Origin of the sequence: Pseudobythopirellula maris (assembly GCF_007859945.1) — a bacterium.
GTDB lineage: Bacteria > Planctomycetota > Planctomycetia > Pirellulales > Lacipirellulaceae > Pseudobythopirellula > Pseudobythopirellula maris.
Window position 1 is genome coordinate 526,568 of the sequence record NZ_SJPQ01000002.1, and the last position, 16,127, is coordinate 542,694.

Sequence of the window (16,127 nt, forward strand, 5' to 3'; positions counted from 1 at the left end):
CGGTCGCCCCCGAGGGGGGTCTCTTCGGGTGATGGGGGCAGGCTAACAGACCACGAAAACCCCGCCAAGCGAAGAATTTACAAGCGCCGATTCCTTGGCCGATTGGCCTGGACACCCCCCGCAGCTAGCGTCCTGCCCAGGGAACGCTGGCGCGGTTTGCGAGGCTCCTGACGGCTGTGCGGCGCGAGTTTGTGGCGAGGTTTGCCGCGAAGGCAAAGCACGACGGTTTTGGCGGGGTATTGTTTCTTGCCCCATTGCGCGCGTCGCCTCGACCGGCGCCGTTGGGGCCGCCACTCTACTCCCGCCAATCACTCCCCCCCCGATGGCAGCCCCCCCCCATGCCCAGCGGCGTCGTCACCACCGAAGCCCAGCTCGAAGAGGCGAAACGCGACTATCGCCTGATCAAGCGACTGCTGGTAGCGATGCTCGTGGCGAGCTGCGCCGTGCCGTTGACGCTCAACCTGGTCGACCCCGACCTGTGGGGCCACGTGCGCTACGCCCAAGACGCGATGCGCGAGGGGCGGCTGCCGGAGCACGCCACCCACACGTTCACCGCTGCGAACCACCCGTGGATCAACCACGAGATCTTGGCCGAGTTCGCCCTGGCGTTCGGCTACCAAGGGCTTGGCGTTTATGGCCTGCTCGCCGCCAAGCTGGCGCTCGGCATGGGCGTGCTGTGGCTCGCCTGGCGCCTGGCGGCACGGAAGGGCGTTCGCCCGATCGCCTGCTGGACTCTGCTGCTGCTAGTGGCGACCAACCTGCAACCTTTCTGGATCTTGCGCCCGCAGCTGCTGAGCTTCGTCGCCTGCGCGGCGATGCTCGCCCTGCTCGACCGGGCGTTCTCGGGAGATACAATCCGCTGGCGCTGGCTCGCTGGGCTGCCGCTGCTGATGGCCCTGTGGGTCAACTCGCACGGGGCGTTCGTCGCGGGGCTCGGAATCGCGGTCGTCTACCTGGTGGGCAAGGCGATCGAGTTGCTGGTGGCGAGCCGTGCGGCGTGGCGACCGGCGGCGGGGCTCGCGGCGTTAGCCGCCTTGTGCGTTGCCGCGACGCTCGTCAATCCGTACGGCCTGGAGATGTGGCGTTGGCTCGCCGATTCGCTCGGCACGCCGCGGCCGGAGATCACCGAGTGGCGCCCGCCACGCTGGGGCGGCCCGACTTTCGGGCCCTTCGTCACGCTCGTCGTTGTCGCCACAGCCGTGCTCATCGCGAGCAAAGCGCGGCGTGACTGGACCAATCTCGTGGTGCTCGCGCTCGTCGGCTGGCAGGCGTCTGAGCACCTGCGGCACATCGCGTTCTTCGCTCTGCTGTGCGCTTTCTGGCTGCCGGTGCATGTGCAGTCGGTCGCCACGCGGCTGCGCGCCAAGGCGGCCGAGGGGCTGCCCGTCGTGGGGCTGAGCCGGTGGGCGATGGCGGTCGCCGTCGTGGCGATGTCCGGCGCGTTCGCGCTGAAGGGCGTGACGGTAGGCGACCGGCTCTCGCTGTTCACCGTCAGCTGCGCCCAATACCCGGTCGACGCGCTCGACTACATGCACCAGGAGCGGCTGCGCGGCAAGCTGGTGGTCTGCTTCAACTGGGCCCAGTACGCCATCGCGGCGCTCGCGCCCGAGGTGACCGTGTCGTTCGACGGGCGGTTCCGCACCTGCTACCCGCAGGAGGTGGTCGACATGAACATGGATTTCTTGCTCGGCGACGAGACCGGCCCACGCTGGCGGTCGCCCGACTCGGGGCCGATCGATCCGTCACGCGTGCTCGAGTACGGCGAGCCCGACTACGTGCTTGTCGACCGGCATTACAAGACGCCGAGCCGGCTGATGGCCGAAGAGTCGGAAAAGCCCGACGGCCAGTGGTCGCTCGTCTACCAAGACGGCGTCGCCCAGCTGTGGGGCCGCAAATCGGTAGTCGACGCCCCCGAGAGCACGCAATTCGTACCGGCCGACCGGCGGATCGTCCACAACGAGGTCTCGCCGCTGGGCGCCACCTGGCCGGCGTTGCCGCGCCGTCTCACGCCGAGCCGTGACGAGACGATCAAGACGGTGGCTCAACGCACCGCCGACTTCGAAAACAACACGCCCGAAAGCGACAGGTGAACCGCATGGCTACGACCGAAGAAGAGCTGTTGGCCCGCACCGCGCCGCCCGCTAATCCCATGGCCGCCAATCCCACGGCCGCTGGCGTCGACGCGCAAGAGCGTCAGCAGGCGATGATGGACCGCATCAACGCCACGCTGGCCGAGGCCGACGCGGCGATCGACGAGCACCACCAGGCCGAGGCCGCGCTGGCTGACAAGCTGGCGAACGAGCCGGCCCCGAAGACCCGGTTGATGGTGTCGGTTCTGATGCCGGTGTTCAACGAGCGGGGGACGATCCGCGAGATCATCGAGCGGGTCCGTCGCCAGGGGCTGCACCACGAGCTGGTGATCGTCGACGACTGCAGCACCGACGGCACGCGCGACCTCTTGATCGAGCTCGAGCAGGAGTTCGAAGACGTCCACGTCGTGCTGCACGGCTACAACAAGGGCAAGGGCGCGGCGCTCAAGACGGCGATGTGGGCCGCCGACGGCGACACGTTCCTCATCCAAGACGCCGACCTCGAGTACAACCCCGCCGACTACGCCCGGCTGATCGCGCCGATCGAGCGAGGCGAGGCCGACGTGGTCTACGGCTCGAGGTTCCTCGAGAACGCCGCCGAGCAGGACCCCTCATGGTTGCACCGCTTCGGCAACGGCATGCTCACGCGGATGTCGAACCTGACGACCGGCCTCGCGCTGACCGACATGGAGACCTGCTACAAGGTCATCCGTCGCGACAGCCTCCGCGGCATGGTGCTGCGAGAGAAGCGGTTCGGCTTCGAGCCCGAGATCACGGCCAAACTCGCCCGCCGTGGCAGTCGCGTGGTCGAGGCGCCGATCGCCTACCACGGCCGCGGCTGGGAAGAGGGAAAAAAGATCGGCCTGCGCGACGCGTTCCGCGCGGTGTGGTGCATCCTGCGCTACGCTTGGGTGGACTAACAACTGCTCCCTCCCCCTGTGGGGGAGGGGATTTCACTTCGCCAGCTCCGTCTCGATCGCGCTCACCACCTCCACCGCGTCGGGCTTGGTGCGCGGACCGAAGCGGCCGACCACCTCGCCGCTGCGGCTGATGACGAACTTCTCGAAGTTCCAGCTGATGTTGCCCGCGAAGCCGGGGTTCGTGTCCTCGGATGTGAGAAACTCGTACAGCGGGCACTGGCCCGGCTTGTTGCTCTTGACGTTCACCTTGGCCATCAGGTCGAACGACACGCCGTACTTCCGCTTGCAGAACTCCTGGATCTCAGCAGCCGTGCCGGGCTCTTGGCTGAGGAACTGGTTGCACGGCACGCCGACGATCGCTAGGCCTTGGTCGGCGTGCTTGCTGTAGAGCGCTTCGAGCTGCTCGTACTGAGGGGTCAGGCCGCAGCGGCTCGCGACGTTCACCAGCAGCACCACCTTGCCCTGGTACTTCTCGGCGAGGTTGACCAACTGGCCGTCGATCGTCTCCATGTCGAAGTTCAGCGCCGCCGGCGGCGCCTGGGCTTGGGCCTCGGCGATCACTTTCGGTTCCGTGGGCGGCGTTTCTTGGGCCATGGTCATCGTCGGGGAGATAAGGGTGCAGAGAAGTGCGATTGCTACAGCGCGCATGGTGGTCGGTACCTTGGTGGCGTTTGGTCGGGCGGAGGCGTGTCGTCGAGCGAAACAGATTATAGGCGCGCCGACTCGAACCGACACCTAACTCGGCCCAAGCCGCCGCCGCGCCTCGAGCACCGCGTCGCGGGCCGCCTCGACCGTGTCGGCCACGGCCGTGAGGTGCCCCATCTTCCGCCCCGGCCGGGCCGAGCCCTTGCCGTAGAGGTGCAATTGCACGCCATCGACGGCCTTGGCGGCGTCCCAGTCGGGCTCGCCCGCCGACCAAAGATCGCCCAGCAGGTTGGCCATCGCCGCCGGCCGTGGGGCCTCGAAAGAGCCGAGCGGCATGCCGGCGATCGCGCGCGCTTGTTGCTCAAACTGTGAAGCGGCACACGCTTCGATCGTCAGGTGCCCCGAGTTGTGCGGCCGTGGGGCGATCTCGTTCACCACGACTTGGCCATCGGTCGTCTCGAAGAACTCGACACAAACAACCCCGACCAGGTCGAGCTCCTTGGCCACGAGCTCCGCCACGCGGCGCGCCTCGGCGGCGACCGACTCGTCGCAGGCGGCCGGCAGCAGCGACAGGTCGAGGATGTGGTTCTTGTGGTCGTTCTCGATCGGCCCGCAAACGGCCGTGGCGCCGTCCATGCCGCGGGCGACGACGACCGACACCTCGCGGCGGAACTCAACGAACTGTTCGAGCACACACTTGTGGCGACCGAGGTAGGCCCACGCGTCGGCCGCCTCGGCCGCGTCGTGGAGCACGACCTGGCCCTTGCCGTCGTAGCCGAACTGCGTGGTCTTGAGCACCGAGGGGGCGCCGATCAGGTCGACCGCCGCCAGCAGTTCGTCGTTGTTGCGGACCATGGCGAACGGCGCGCACGGCACGCCGGCGCCGAGCAAGAACCGCTTCTCGCGGCCGCGGTTCTGCACCATGAACAGCGCCTCGCCGCTTGGGGCGACGCGGGTGTGCCGGGCGGCCGCCTCGGCCGTGGCCACGGGCACGTTCTCGAACTCGAGCGTCACGGCGTCGACCGATTCCGCGAAGCCCGCCACGGCGGCGAAGTCGTGGTAGTCAGCCACGGTGTGGGCGTCGGCCGCTTGGCTCGCCGGGCAATCGCCCTCGGGCGCGAACACGTGCGTCTTGAAGCCGAGCGCCGAGGCCGCCTCGCAAAACATGCGGCCGAGCTGCCCGCCGCCGAACACGCCAAGGGTCGAACCCGGCGGCAACGGTTCGTGAGGCGTCGTGTCGGCGTTGGCCACAGGCTTTGCGGTGGTGAGAAGGAGACAGGGAAGTTGCTGGGAATGACCAATGACCAAGCCCCAATGACCAAGAAGGCTTGTCAGCGAGTATTGGTCATTGGGGCTTGGTCATTGGTCATTCGCCCTAGGTGAGTTTCTGCGCAAGCACCTTGTCGGTCTGCGCCTGCTGAAAGGCGTGCAGCTTCTTGCGCAGCTCCGGGCGGCTCGCCGCCAGGATGCGCGCCGCCAGCAGCCCCGCGTTCTTGGCGCCGGCGGCGCCGATCGCGAGCGTTCCTACGGGCACGCCGCCCGGCATCTGGGCGATCGACAACAGCGAGTCGATCCCGCTGAGCGCCTTCGACTGCACCGGCACTCCGAGCACGGGCAACACGGTCATCGACGCCACCATGCCGGGCAGGTGGGCCGCCCCGCCGGCGCCGGCGACGATCACCTCCAACCCGCGGCCCTCGGCCTCCTTGGCGTACTCGACCATCAGCTCCGGCGTGCGGTGGGCCGACACCACGCGGTGCTCGCACGGCACGCCGAGCTCCTCGAGCGCCTCGACGGCGCGGCGCATCGTCTCCCAGTCGCTCTGGGAGCCCATGATCACGCCCACCAGGGGCGATTCGCTGTCGGCTGGCATCGACGGCCCTTTCTCGAAACGGATCAAACTCTGTAGGGAACGCTCTCGGTGGCGTTCCGACCCCCGGCGGGCTGGCTCGCCCCAACAGGAGAACCTGTACCCGGCGCCAGGAACGCCACGGAGGGCGTTCCCTACAGCTCTTATCGTTACAGCGCCGCTGCGCCCGCTTCGGCCACGGCGTGGTCGTCTTCCACGGTGCTGCCCGAGACGCCGATCGCGCCGATCAGCTCGCCGTCGGCGCCCGTGACCGGCACGCCGCCGGGGAACGTGATCAAGCCGCCGTTCGAGTGCTCGATGGCGTAGAGCGGGCCGCCCGGCTGCGACAAACCGCCGATCGCGCCCGTGGGCATGTCGAACATCCGCGCCGTGCGGGCCTTCTTGATCGAGATGTCGATCGACCCCAGCCAGGCGCCGTCCATGTGGGCGAACGCCGTGAGGTTGCCGCCGGCGTCGACCACCGCGACGTTCATCAGCACGCCCATCTCGGTGCTCTTGGCCACGGCCGCCGCGACCATCTTCTGAGCCTGTTCCAACGTTACGCCAACAGCAGCCGCCATAGTGATTCTCCGTGTGTCCGCTCGGGTTTCCGTTTGGGGGGAGTAAGCCTGCCGCGAGGATACCGCCGCGCCAGCGGGCCGCCAAGCGTCCCGGTCCCCCAAGAGGTTGGCCGTGGGAGGGGTCTCTGACCCCGATAACGCGCTCTTAGAGCGGTATTCGAATTGGTGTGGACGAGCGGGGAAGCGATTGGCGGCGTGGCGAGGAAGCCGAAGCAGGCAATGCGGTGCATTGTCGATGCAGGCTGACGAAGCCATGACGCCGATCGCGAGCCGAGCGTCTACACCTATGAGCAAACCGCTCTAGCCTTATGCGGCTCACACACCGCTATCGGCGTCAGAGACGCCTCCCACATCAATCCCTTCTTATTCCCTTACCCGCGCTGATCCGCTCGATCCGCGCTAACCCGCGTCTCATTCTTTGCCCCTTCTCCAACCCGAGGCTCATTTTTCTTGACGCGGGGGCCGATACCGAAGTAGTGTACGCATGTATGGTAAACGTCGACTGGCTCTTTCTCGACATGAACGCCTTCTTCGCCTCGGCGGAGCAGCAGCTGCGGCCCGAGCTGCGCGGTCGGCCCGTGGCCGTCGTGCCGACGATGACCCACCGCACCTGCTGCATCGCCGCCAGCTACGAGGCCCGGCCGTACGGCGTCCGCACCGGCACGAACGTGGGCGAGGCGCTGAGGCTCTGCCCGCGCCTGGTGCTGGTCGAGGCCCGCCACGAGCGCTACGTCGATCTGCACCACGCGATCATCGCCGCGGTGGAGACCGTGCTGCCGGTCGAAAAGGTCTGCTCGGTCGACGAGATGGTCTGTCAGCTCTCGCCGCAGCACCGGAGCGTGGCCGAGGCGGTGCTGCAGGGCCAGCGCGTCAAAGAGGCGATCTACCGCGACGTGGGCGAGGCGATGCGTTGCTCGGTCGGGCTGGCGACGAACCGCTTCCTCGCCAAGGTGGCCAGCAACCTCAAGAAGCCCGACGGCCTCACCGTGCTCACCCGCGAGGGGCTGCCGAAGAGCCTCTACCGGATGAAGCTCGACGATTTTCCCGGCATCGCGCGCAACATGCGCGCCCGGCTCGAGCGGCGCGGCGTGCGCAGCGTAAGGCAGCTGTGCGGCCTGAGCCGCGACGACATGGTCGACATCTGGGAGAGCGTGCTGGGCGAGCAGTGGTGGCACTGGCTGCGCGGCGACGAGGTTCCCGATCGGCCGACCAAGCGCCGCACGGTGGGGCACTCGCACGTGCTGCCGCCCGAGCTGCGCACCGACGGAGGATCGCGCGGCGTGATGGTGCGTCTCTTGCACAAGGCGGCCGCCCGCTTAAGAAAACTCGAGCACTGGGCCGGGCGGATGGACCTGTCGGTGAGCTACGCCGACGACCGCCCGCGTTGGAAGGTGACGATCAAGCTCGGCCGCTGCCAAGACACGCCCACGATGCTCCGCGCCTTGGACGAGGCGTGGCAAACCCGCACGCCGAGCGAGGTGCGCCACGGCCGGCCGATCCAGGTGGCGATCACGCTCTACAAACTCACCCCCTCGGTGTGCGCCACGCCGTCGCTGTTCGTCGAAGAACGCAAGGCGCTCGAGGCGGCCCGCACGATGGACATGGTCAACGACCAACTCGGCGGCGGCGCCCTCTACTTCGCGTCGATGCACAACACCAAGGAGACGGCGCCGATGCGGATCGCGTTCACCAACATCCCCAACCTGGAAGACGAGCGCGGCGCGGTGGGGGGCAGCACGCGCGAAGGGAAAGAAGAGAGACCGCTTATCGCCACGGAGTTGAAGGGAACCACAAAGGAACTAAGGAACAAAGAGAAACGGCATGCCTGAGTTTGAACCGATTCCTGAAGGCGATGAGAAGCTGGCGAAAGTGGTTCTCGACGCCGCTTTTCGAGTCCACACGAAGCTCGGACCCGGGCTGCTTGAATCGGTGTACGAGCAGTGCCTTTGCCACGAATTGTTGCAGGCCCGCATCCTGTTCCAGTCCCAGCTCATGTTGCCTATTCAATACGACCAGATTGTGATTGATGCCGGACTGCGTCTCGACTTGCTAGTCGGAGAAAGAACCGTTGTAGAACTCAAAGCGGTCGAGTCCGTGCTTCCAATCCACAAGGCGCAGCTCTTTACCTACCTAAAGCTGACAAAGTGCCGCCTAGGCCTCTTGCTCAATTTTAACGTCCCCCAGTTCAAGCACGGCTTTACGAGAGTCGTTTGCTGACCCTGCTTTCGTCGTTCCTTTGTTCCTTCGTGGTTCCCTTCTTCTCACCTACCAATCCACCAAGGCATCGCCTCCCACCCCTTCGCGAACACCAGCGACGACTCCGCCGCGTTCGTGTCGCCGTAAGAATCGAAGCCGTCCGCTTCGATCCCCACGCCGGCCATCACGACCGGCACGTCGCCGTGGGTGTGCTTCTTGGTGGATAGGAACGTCGGGTGGTCGGGGCTGATCATCACGCGCCAGTCGTCGCCTCGCTCTTGGAGGGCCTCGACGAGCGGGCCGACGACGTCGGCGTCGATCCGCTCGATCGCTTTGACCTTCTCGTCCGCGCGGCCCTCGTGCGACGCCTCGTCGGGCGCCTCGACGTGGACACAAACCAGGTCGTACTCGTCGAATGCCTTGATGGCCGCGCGGCCTTTCGCCGCGTAGTCGGTGTCGAGGTAACCGGTGGCGCCCTCCACTTCGATGCGGTCCCAGCCGACCAGCGCCGCGATGCCGCGCAGCAGGTCGACGGCCGTGATCATCGCCCCGCGGGGGCCGAACTTCGTGGCGAACGGCTCGAGGCTCGGCGCGCCGCCCAGGCCCCACAGCCAGAGGTGCGTGGCCGGCGATTTTCCTGCTTTCACGCGGGCCTGGTTCACCGGGTGGTCGGCCAGCAGCGTTTCGGACTTCTCCATCAGTTCGACCAGCACGTCGCCGCCCGGCCCACGCGGGTGGGCGCCCTCGACGCTCAGATCGGTCCAGTCGTGCGGCGCCTCGGTCCGGGTGTCGGTCGAGAAGGGCGAGGGGAGCTTCTCGCCACGCCACAACAGCAGGTTGCGGTAGCTCACGCCCGGCACGAACTCCAGGGCGCCACAGAACCGCGGGTCGCTCGCCAGTTGCTCCTGGCAGTCTGCCAAGATCGCGGCGCCCTCGGTCGAGGTGATGTGGTCGGCGGTGAAGTCCTTCATCACCGGGCCGTCGTCGCCGTGGGTGATCGTCACGAGGTTGCAACGCACGGCCCAGTCGCTGGGCCCGAGTTCGATCCCTTGGGCGGCCGCCTCCATCGGCGCCCGGCCGGTGAAGTGGGCATGCGGGTCGTAGCCCAGCAGCGACAGGTTGCCGATCTCCGACCCGGCCGGCAGAGCCTTAGGCGTGTGGCAGGCCCGCGCGACGACCCCCGCCGCCGCGAGCGCGTCCATGTGCGGCGTGCGGGCCGCCTCGAGCGGCGTCTTGCCGGCGAGAGAATCTTGCGGCTCGTCGGCTGCGCCGTCGGGGATGATGATTGCGTACTTCATAGAGAGATGAACCACGAAGGAACAAAGGAACGACGGGAAGCACTGGCAAGCAGACTACTCGGGTGAAACCGTCTTTGAATTGTGAGAAGTTGAAGTTCAGTAGGAGGCCCAAACGACACGTAGTGAGTTTCAGGTAAGTAAACAGATTGGCCTTGGGGAAGGGGACCCGAATGTTCCTCAACTCCTGACAAAGGCAATGCTCGTAGACCGCCCCCAATGAGCCCGGTCCCAATTTGGTGTGCAACCGGAATGCCGCGCCGAGTAGGCAGTCGCGTACCTCTCGTCGCCCTCAGGAATCGGCTCGTACTCGGGCACAGTTTTCCCCCGCAAAGAGTTTCTCGTCGTTCCTCCGTGCCGTCGTGGTTCAACAAGCCTCAGCCCCGCACGCGCATGCCGACCGGGGTGGAGCGTACGCAGTCGAGAGCCGCGATGTCGCAGCACGCCTCGACGGCTTCGCCTTCGGTCGTGTCGTGGGTCATGATCACCAGCGGGGCCGAGCCGTCGCTCGCCTCGTGTTGCAGGACGCTGGAAATCGAGATCGCGTGCTCGCCCAGCACGCCGGTGATCTTGGCCAGCACGCCCGGTGTGTCGTCGACCATGAACCTCAGGTAGTAGCCGCCCACCGCCATCTTGGGGTCGGCCATCTCGACGCGGCTCGAGCGGTCGCTCCACAGCTCGAGTGTTTGGAACGTCACACGCGTGCGGCCGGCGGCCGTGTCGATCAGGTCGGCCACCACGGCCGAGGCGGTCGGCATCTGCCCGGCGCCGGGCCCTTGGTAGAACAGCTCGCCGACGGCGTCGGCGCGCACGTGCACGGCGTTCATCGGCCCCGACACGTCGGCCATCGCTCCGCCGCGGCGGACCAGGGTCGGCCCGACCGACAGTTGCACCCCGTCGGGAGTGAGCTCGGCGACGCCCAGCAGCTTGATGACGTAGCCCATCTGCTGGGCGTGTTGGATGTCCGCCACGTCGAGCGTGTCGATGCCGACGCACGGGATCTCCTCCCAGGCGACTCGGGCGCCGAACGCCAAGTGGGCGAGGATCGCCAGCTTCTGGGCCGTGTCGGCGCCGTTCACGTCGAGCGCCGGGTCCGCCTCGGCGTAGCCCAGACGCTGCGCCTCTTCGAGCGCCTGCCCGTACGGCGTGCCTTCGGAGTGCATCTTAGCAAGGATAAAGTTGCACGTGCCGTTGAGGATGCCGGTGAGCGACGTGACCTGGTTGGCCGACAGGCACTGGCTGAGGTTCGTGATGATCGGCACGCCGCCGGCGACCGACGCCTCGAAGGCGATCGTGCGGCAATGCTTGCGTGCGGCGTCGCACAGCTCCGGCCCGTGGGCGGCCAGCAACGCCTTATTGGCGGTGACCACGTCCTTGCCGGCTGCGAGCGACCGCAACACGACCTCGCGGGCCAGGTCGACGCCGCCCATCAGCTCGGCCACGACCTCGATCTCCGGGTGGTTGATCACCTCGTCGAGCTGGTCGGTGAGCACCCCGGCGGGGAGCTCGCAGTCGCGCGGACGGTTGAGGTCCCGTACGGCGACCTTCTCGAGCCACAGCACCCTTCCGGCATGACGTGCGGTGCGGTCGCCGTGGTCTAGCAGCAGCTGGGCGACGCCCGAGCCAACGGTTCCGAGGCCGATGAGGCCAATCTTGGTCTTATCCACGGTCGAAGATACGGGGCTAACGGTTGCGGTGAATCGAGTGAGACAGACCCCACATCGTAGTTAGCCGTTCGCCCAAACGTCAACGCTGGGCATGGTTTGCGCCGATGCGGGGGGCGGGTAGAATCGCCATTCTTCGCCAAATGCTTGCGATTCCCCTTTCGACTCTCGCCTTTCCCCGTTTGCTAGATGCCCCGATACAACCCTGCGACGATCGAGCCCGAGTGGCAAGCCTATTGGGACAAGAACCGCACGTTCGCCGCGCCGCGACTGCCGAAGGAGGGCGCTGAAAAGTTTTACGCGCTCGACATGTTCCCCTACCCCAGCGGCGACGGCCTGCACGTGGGCCACCCCGAGGGGTACACGGCCACCGACATCGTTTGCCGCGCCAAGCGGATGCAGGGCGTGTCGGTCGTCCACCCGATGGGCTTCGACGCCTTCGGCCTGCCGGCCGAGGAGCACGCGATCAAGACCGGCGAGCACCCGCGCGTGCAGACCGAGAAGAACATCGCCACGTTCCGTCGCCAGCTCAAGTCGCTCGGGTTCAGCTACGACTGGGACCGCGAGATCGCCACTACAGACGTCGATTACGTCCGCTGGACGCAGTGGATCTTCCTGAAGCTCTACGACACGTGGTTCGACAAGGAGCAGCAGCGCGGGCGGCCGATCGCCGAGCTCACGATCCCCGACGACGTGAAGGCGCTGGGCGTCGACTTCGCCCGCCAGTGGGTCGACGAGCGACGGCTGGCCTACCAAAGCTCGGCGCCGGTGAACTGGTGCCCGGCCTTGGGCACGGTGCTCGCCAACGAAGAGGTGATCGATGGCAAGAGCGAGCGGGGCAGCCACCCGGTCGAGCGCAGGCCGCTGCGGCAGTGGATGCTGCGCATCACGGAGTACGCCGATCGGCTCTCAAGCGGGCTCAAGAAGCTCGACTGGCCGGAGGGCGTGAAGGCTCTGCAGCGCAACTGGATCGGTCGGAGCACGGGCGCTGAAGTTGATTTTAAGTTAGCCCCGGGTGACTCACCCGGGGCTAAATCAGATTCCCCCGGAGCCAAATCGGAGTTTCCCGAGAAGCCGGCCGATGGCGTTCTGCGAGTCTTCACCACGCGCCCCGACACGCTGTTTGGCGCCACCTACATGGTGATCGCGCCGGAGCACCCGTACGTCGAACGGCTCACGACGCCCGAGCAAGCCGCTGCGGTCAAGAAGTACGTCGAGGCCGCCTCGTTCAAGAGCGATCTGGACCGGACCGAGCTGGCGAAGGACAAGACGGGCGTCTTCACCGGCAGCTACGCGATCAACCCCGTGAGTGGCGAGCCAATCCCGGTCTGGATCGCCGACTACGTGCTCATCAGCTACGGCACCGGCGCCATCATGGCCGTGCCGGCGCACGACGAGCGCGACTTCGAGTTCGCCGAGAAGTTCGGCATCGAGATCAAGGCTGTGGTCGACCCGGGCGACAAGGTCTCGGCCGAGGAGCGGGCGAAAGTGCTTGCCGGCAAGCGGGTGTCGCCCGAGGCGGGCGTGGCGATCAACTCGGGCGAGTTCGACGGCCTGCCGACCGCCGAGTTCAAGAAGAAGATCACCGCTTGGCTCGCCGAGCGCGGCGTTGGCGCCGAGGCGGTCAACTACAAGTTGCGCGACTGGCTCTTCAGCCGGCAGCGGTTCTGGGGCGAGCCGTTCCCGCTCGCGCACGAGCTCGATGACGACGGCAAGCCGACCGGCCACATCGTCCCCGTGCCGGAGGCCGACCTGCCGGTCGACCTGCCGCATCTGGACGACTTCAAACCGCCCGGCGAGCCGGTGCCGCCGCTGGAAAAGGCGCCCGAGGAGTGGCTCTATCCCGTCATCGACGGGGTGAAGTGCAAGCGCGAGACGAACACCATGCCGCAGTGGGCCGGCAGCTGCTGGTACTACCTGCGGTTCTTGGATCCGAAAAACCAAGACACGCCGATCGATCCGGAGGTCGAGAAGGCGTGGATGCCGGTCGACCTCTACATCGGCGGCGCCGAGCACGCCGTGCTGCACCTGCTCTACTCGCGGTTCTGGCACATGGTGCTCCACGACCGTGGCGTCGTGGCCTCGCCCGAGCCGTTCCAGAAGCTCGTCAATCAGGGGATGATCCTCGGCGAGAACAACGAGAAGATGTCCAAGAGCCGCGGCAACGTCGTGAACCCGGACGATGTGGTGCGCGAGTACGGCGCCGACTCGCTGCGTCTCTACGAGATGTTCATGGGCCCGCTGCCCGACTCCAAGCCGTGGAACATGGACGGCGTGAGCGGCGTTTACAACTTCTTGGGCCGCGCATGGCGGCTGGTGGTCGACGAGCGGTCAGACGAGTTGGTATTGAACCAGGCGGTGACCGCCGACGAGCCGACCGGCGAACAGCTGCGCGTGCTGCACGCCACGATCAAGGCCGTGACGGAGGACCTCGACAAGCTGTCGTTCAACACGGCGATCGCGCGGATGATGGAGTTCGTCAACTTCTTCACCAAGGAGTCGGCCCGGCCGCGGGCCTGCTTAGAGCCGTTTGTGCTGTTGCTCTCGCCGTTCGCCCCGCACCTGGGCGAGGAGCTCTGGCGGCTGCTGGGGCACGGCGACACGCTGGCCTACGAGCGGTGGCCCGCGTTCGACGAGAAGCATCTCAAGCAAGACACGATCGAACTTCCCGTGCAGATCAAAGGCAAAGTGCGTGCTAAGATCACGGTCGCCGCCGACGCCGACCAAGCCGCGGTGCTGGCGGCGGCGAAGGCCGACCCGAAGGTCGCCGAGCTGATCGCGGGCAAGGAGATGATCAAAGAGATCGTGGTGCCGGGGCGGCTGGTGAACCTGGTGACCAAGGGCTAACGGAAAGAAGGGGAACCGCCAAGACGCCAAGGGATTGCCACGATGACCGAACCCAGTGCAGAGGTTGACCGGCTGGCTTCGGCGGTGGTGGACGCGGCGATGGAGGTGCATCGGACGCTTGGGGCCGGTTTCCTTGAATCGGTTTATCAGAAGGCGCTCGAAACCGAACTTCGCTTCAGGGCGGTCCCGTACGAAAGAGAATGGCCGATTGCCTTGAGCTACAAAGGAGAAGCAGTTGGCGAAGCTCGACTCGACTTTATGGTAGGCGGGAAGCTTGTTGTCGAACTCAAGGCGGTTGAAACACTCCACCCGATCCATCATGCCCAAGTGCTCAACTATCTCAAAGCGACTGGCCACGAGCTCGGCTTGCTGATCAACTTCAACGTGCCACTGCTCAAAGACGGCGGCATCAAGCGTGTGGTCCTAACTAGATAATTCACTCCGACTTCCTTGGCGTTCTTGGCGTCTTGGCGGTTCATCTTCTTAAAAGCACTATGAAAAACGTCGTCGCAGTCGTTCTGGGTGGGGGTCGCGGCACGCGGCTCATGCCGCTCACCGGGTACCGCTCCAAGCCCGCCGTGCCGCTGGCCGGCAAGTACCGGCTGATCGACATCCCGATCAGCAACTGCATCAACTCCGGGTGCCACCATGTCTACGTGCTCACGCAGTTCCTCTCAGTGAGCCTGCACCAGCACATCCGCCGGGCCTACCGGTTCGACGCCTACAGCGGCGGGTTCGTCGAGGTGCTGGCGGCCCAGCAGACGATGGCCGACGACGCGAACCTCGACTGGTACCAGGGCACCGCCGACGCGGTCCGCAAGAACCTGCTCTACATGCTGGAGGAGGGCTTCGAGCACGTGCTGATCCTGTCGGGCGATCAGCTCTACCGCATGGACTACCAGAAGATGCTCGACGACCACCTGCGCAGCAACGCGGACGTGACGATCGCCGCCAAGCCGGTCCACCGCCACGAGGCGTCCGGCCTCGGCGTGATGAAGGCCGACGATTCGGGCCGCGTGATCGGCTTCGTCGAGAAGCCGCAGTCCGACGCCGAGATCGACCCGGTGGCGATGGACCCCCGCTGGATCGACGCCCGCGGCATCGCGAGCGAGGGGCGCGAGTGCCTCGCCTCGATGGGCATCTACCTCTGGAACCGCCAGGCGCTGATCGACGCCCTCGAGTCGAACAGCGACTCCGATTTCGGCCGCGAGATCTTCCCCAACACGATCGCCAACCGCCACGTGCAGATGCACGTGTTCGACGGCTACTGGGAGGACATCGGCACGATCCGCTCGTTCTACGAGGCCAACCTGCAGATGGCCCAGGCGGCGCCCCCCTTCCCGCTCGCCACGGCCAGCTCGCCGATCTACACCCGCGCGCGGTTCCTCCCCCCCACGCGGGTCGACGGCGCCGAGATCACGGGCAGCCTAGTTGCCGACGGCTGCGAGATCGAGCCGGGCGCCAAGATCGAGAACAGCGTGATTGGCCTCCGCTGCCGTATCGGCCGCAACGTGACGATCCGCAATTCGGTCGTGATGGGCGCCGACTACTACGAGCAGCCGCCGCGACCGATGTGCGGCCTGGAAGGCGAGCAGCCCGCCGTTGGCATCGGCGACGGCGCCGTGATCGATGGGGCGATCCTCGACAAGAACTGCTGCGTCGGCGCCGGCGCCCGGGTGCTCAACGAGACCGGCCAAGACGACTTCGAGGGGAACGAAGGGTGCGCCGTCCGGGACGGCATCTTGGTGGTTCCCAAGAACGCGGTGCTGGCCCCCGGCTGGCGGCTGACGCCCAACTGACCACCCGGCTCAGCGGCGCCCCCCCAGTTCACTGGTTTCCAGGGTCACTGCCCCGCCGGCGCCGCTTCACACTGCGCGACTTGGGGCGATTCGCCGGGTTTCGTGGGCCAACTCTCTCGGCGCCCGGGGCCGCGGCTCGTGGACGCGGCCCCCGCAAGGCGGCATAATGTAAGGCTCGGACCGGCCCACCAAGCGCGTGCCGCCCGAGCCCCTACGACACCTACCGCCAGACCGTCAGGAA

The 16,127-nt window shown here is 66.6% G+C and carries 13 protein-coding genes and 1 pseudogene; 7 read left to right on the top strand and 7 right to left on the bottom strand.

Annotation, left to right across the window (positions count from 1 at the left end):
• Window positions 1–338: 338 nt before the first annotated feature.
• Together Mal64_RS09820 and Mal64_RS09825 are read left to right on the top strand one after the other, a co-directional pair.
• Window positions 339–2,090: a hypothetical protein gene (locus Mal64_RS09820; protein WP_146399604.1), complete on the top strand. Its 1,752-nt coding sequence runs from the start codon at window positions 339–341 to the stop codon at window positions 2,088–2,090.
• Window positions 2,091–2,095: 5 nt separating this feature from the next.
• On the top strand, window positions 2,096–3,010 hold the full coding sequence (locus Mal64_RS09825) for a glycosyltransferase family 2 protein (RefSeq protein WP_197525627.1): 915 nt from the start codon (window positions 2,096–2,098) through the stop codon (window positions 3,008–3,010).
• 33 nt (window positions 3,011–3,043) lie between these two features.
• On the opposite strand, the gene Mal64_RS09830 is transcribed toward Mal64_RS09825, so the two are convergent.
• From Mal64_RS09830 to Mal64_RS09845, 4 genes are all read right to left on the bottom strand, one after another.
• A complete protein-coding gene (locus tag Mal64_RS09830; protein ID WP_231993646.1) occupies window positions 3,044–3,610 on the bottom strand; it encodes a glutathione peroxidase in 567 nt (188 codons plus the stop codon).
• Between the two features lie 135 nt (window positions 3,611–3,745).
• A complete protein-coding gene (locus Mal64_RS09835) occupies window positions 3,746–4,906 on the bottom strand; it encodes a 5-(carboxyamino)imidazole ribonucleotide synthase (protein WP_146399606.1) in 1,161 nt (386 codons plus the stop codon).
• A gap of 124 nt (window positions 4,907–5,030) precedes the next feature.
• Window positions 5,031–5,528, bottom strand: a complete 498-nt coding sequence (gene purE / locus Mal64_RS09840) for a 5-(carboxyamino)imidazole ribonucleotide mutase (RefSeq protein WP_146399608.1) — start codon at window positions 5,526–5,528, stop codon at window positions 5,031–5,033.
• Window positions 5,529–5,674: 146 nt separating this feature from the next.
• On the bottom strand, window positions 5,675–6,085 hold the full coding sequence (locus Mal64_RS09845) for a GlcG/HbpS family heme-binding protein (protein WP_146399610.1): 411 nt from the start codon (window positions 6,083–6,085) through the stop codon (window positions 5,675–5,677).
• Window positions 6,086–6,573: 488 nt separating this feature from the next.
• On the opposite strand from Mal64_RS09845, the gene Mal64_RS09850 reads away from it, so the two are divergent.
• Both Mal64_RS09850 and Mal64_RS09855 read left to right on the top strand, forming a co-directional pair.
• A complete protein-coding gene (locus Mal64_RS09850) occupies window positions 6,574–7,914 on the top strand; it encodes a Y-family DNA polymerase (RefSeq protein ID WP_146399612.1) in 1,341 nt (446 codons plus the stop codon).
• A complete protein-coding gene (locus tag Mal64_RS09855; RefSeq protein ID WP_146399614.1) occupies window positions 7,907–8,302 on the top strand; it encodes a GxxExxY protein in 396 nt (131 codons plus the stop codon). The genes Mal64_RS09850 and Mal64_RS09855 overlap by 8 nt, the downstream gene beginning before the upstream one ends.
• A 44-nt stretch (window positions 8,303–8,346) precedes the next feature.
• Here Mal64_RS09855 and Mal64_RS09860 read toward each other — a convergent pair whose 3' ends face one another.
• The 3 genes and pseudogenes from Mal64_RS09860 to Mal64_RS09870 all read right to left on the bottom strand — a co-directional run bounded on the left by Mal64_RS09860 (window position 8,347) and on the right by Mal64_RS09870 (window position 11,243).
• A complete protein-coding gene (locus Mal64_RS09860) occupies window positions 8,347–9,579 on the bottom strand; it encodes a cofactor-independent phosphoglycerate mutase (protein ID WP_146399616.1) in 1,233 nt (410 codons plus the stop codon).
• Window positions 9,580–9,646: 67 nt separating this feature from the next.
• Window positions 9,647–9,841, bottom strand: a pseudogene (locus tag Mal64_RS20435) (GxxExxY protein); the annotation flags it as partial.
• 112 nt (window positions 9,842–9,953) lie between these two features.
• Entirely contained in the window at window positions 9,954–11,243 is a 1,290-nt protein-coding gene (locus Mal64_RS09870) for a homoserine dehydrogenase (protein WP_146399618.1), read from the bottom strand.
• Window positions 11,244–11,429: 186 nt separating this feature from the next.
• Between Mal64_RS09870 and leuS the strand changes: the two genes are divergently transcribed.
• The 3 genes from leuS to Mal64_RS09885 are packed head-to-tail and all read left to right on the top strand — an operon-like array spanning window position 11,430 to window position 15,886.
• Entirely contained in the window at window positions 11,430–14,087 is a 2,658-nt protein-coding gene (gene leuS, locus Mal64_RS09875) for a leucine--tRNA ligase (RefSeq protein ID WP_146399620.1), read from the top strand.
• Window positions 14,088–14,129: 42 nt separating this feature from the next.
• Window positions 14,130–14,522: a GxxExxY protein gene (locus tag Mal64_RS09880; RefSeq protein ID WP_146399622.1), complete on the top strand. Its 393-nt coding sequence runs from the start codon at window positions 14,130–14,132 to the stop codon at window positions 14,520–14,522.
• Window positions 14,523–14,581: 59 nt separating this feature from the next.
• Entirely contained in the window at window positions 14,582–15,886 is a 1,305-nt protein-coding gene (locus Mal64_RS09885) for a glucose-1-phosphate adenylyltransferase (RefSeq protein WP_146399624.1), read from the top strand.
• Window positions 15,887–16,127 lie beyond the last annotated feature (241 nt).

Bases quoted from the DNA above. Each gene is read 5' to 3' on its own strand.
- Mal64_RS09820 (WP_146399604.1), top strand. From the start codon at position 339: ATGCCCAGCGGCGTCGTCACCACCGAAGCCCAGCTCGAAGAGGCGAAA.
- Mal64_RS09825 (WP_197525627.1), top strand. From the start codon at position 2,096: ATGGCTACGACCGAAGAAGAGCTGTTGGCCCGCACCGCGCCGCCCGCT.
- Mal64_RS09830 (WP_231993646.1), bottom strand. From the start codon at position 3,610: ATGACCATGGCCCAAGAAACGCCGCCCACGGAACCGAAAGTGATCGCC.
- purE (WP_146399608.1), bottom strand. From the start codon at position 5,528: ATGCCAGCCGACAGCGAATCGCCCCTGGTGGGCGTGATCATGGGCTCC.
- Mal64_RS09845 (WP_146399610.1), bottom strand. From the start codon at position 6,085: ATGGCGGCTGCTGTTGGCGTAACGTTGGAACAGGCTCAGAAGATGGTC.
- Mal64_RS09850 (WP_146399612.1), top strand. From the start codon at position 6,574: ATGGTAAACGTCGACTGGCTCTTTCTCGACATGAACGCCTTCTTCGCC.
- Mal64_RS09855 (WP_146399614.1), top strand. From the start codon at position 7,907: ATGCCTGAGTTTGAACCGATTCCTGAAGGCGATGAGAAGCTGGCGAAA.
- Mal64_RS09860 (WP_146399616.1), bottom strand. From the start codon at position 9,579: ATGAAGTACGCAATCATCATCCCCGACGGCGCAGCCGACGAGCCGCAA.
- leuS (WP_146399620.1), top strand. From the start codon at position 11,430: ATGCCCCGATACAACCCTGCGACGATCGAGCCCGAGTGGCAAGCCTAT.
- Mal64_RS09880 (WP_146399622.1), top strand. From the start codon at position 14,130: ATGACCGAACCCAGTGCAGAGGTTGACCGGCTGGCTTCGGCGGTGGTG.
- Mal64_RS09885 (WP_146399624.1), top strand. From the start codon at position 14,582: ATGAAAAACGTCGTCGCAGTCGTTCTGGGTGGGGGTCGCGGCACGCGG.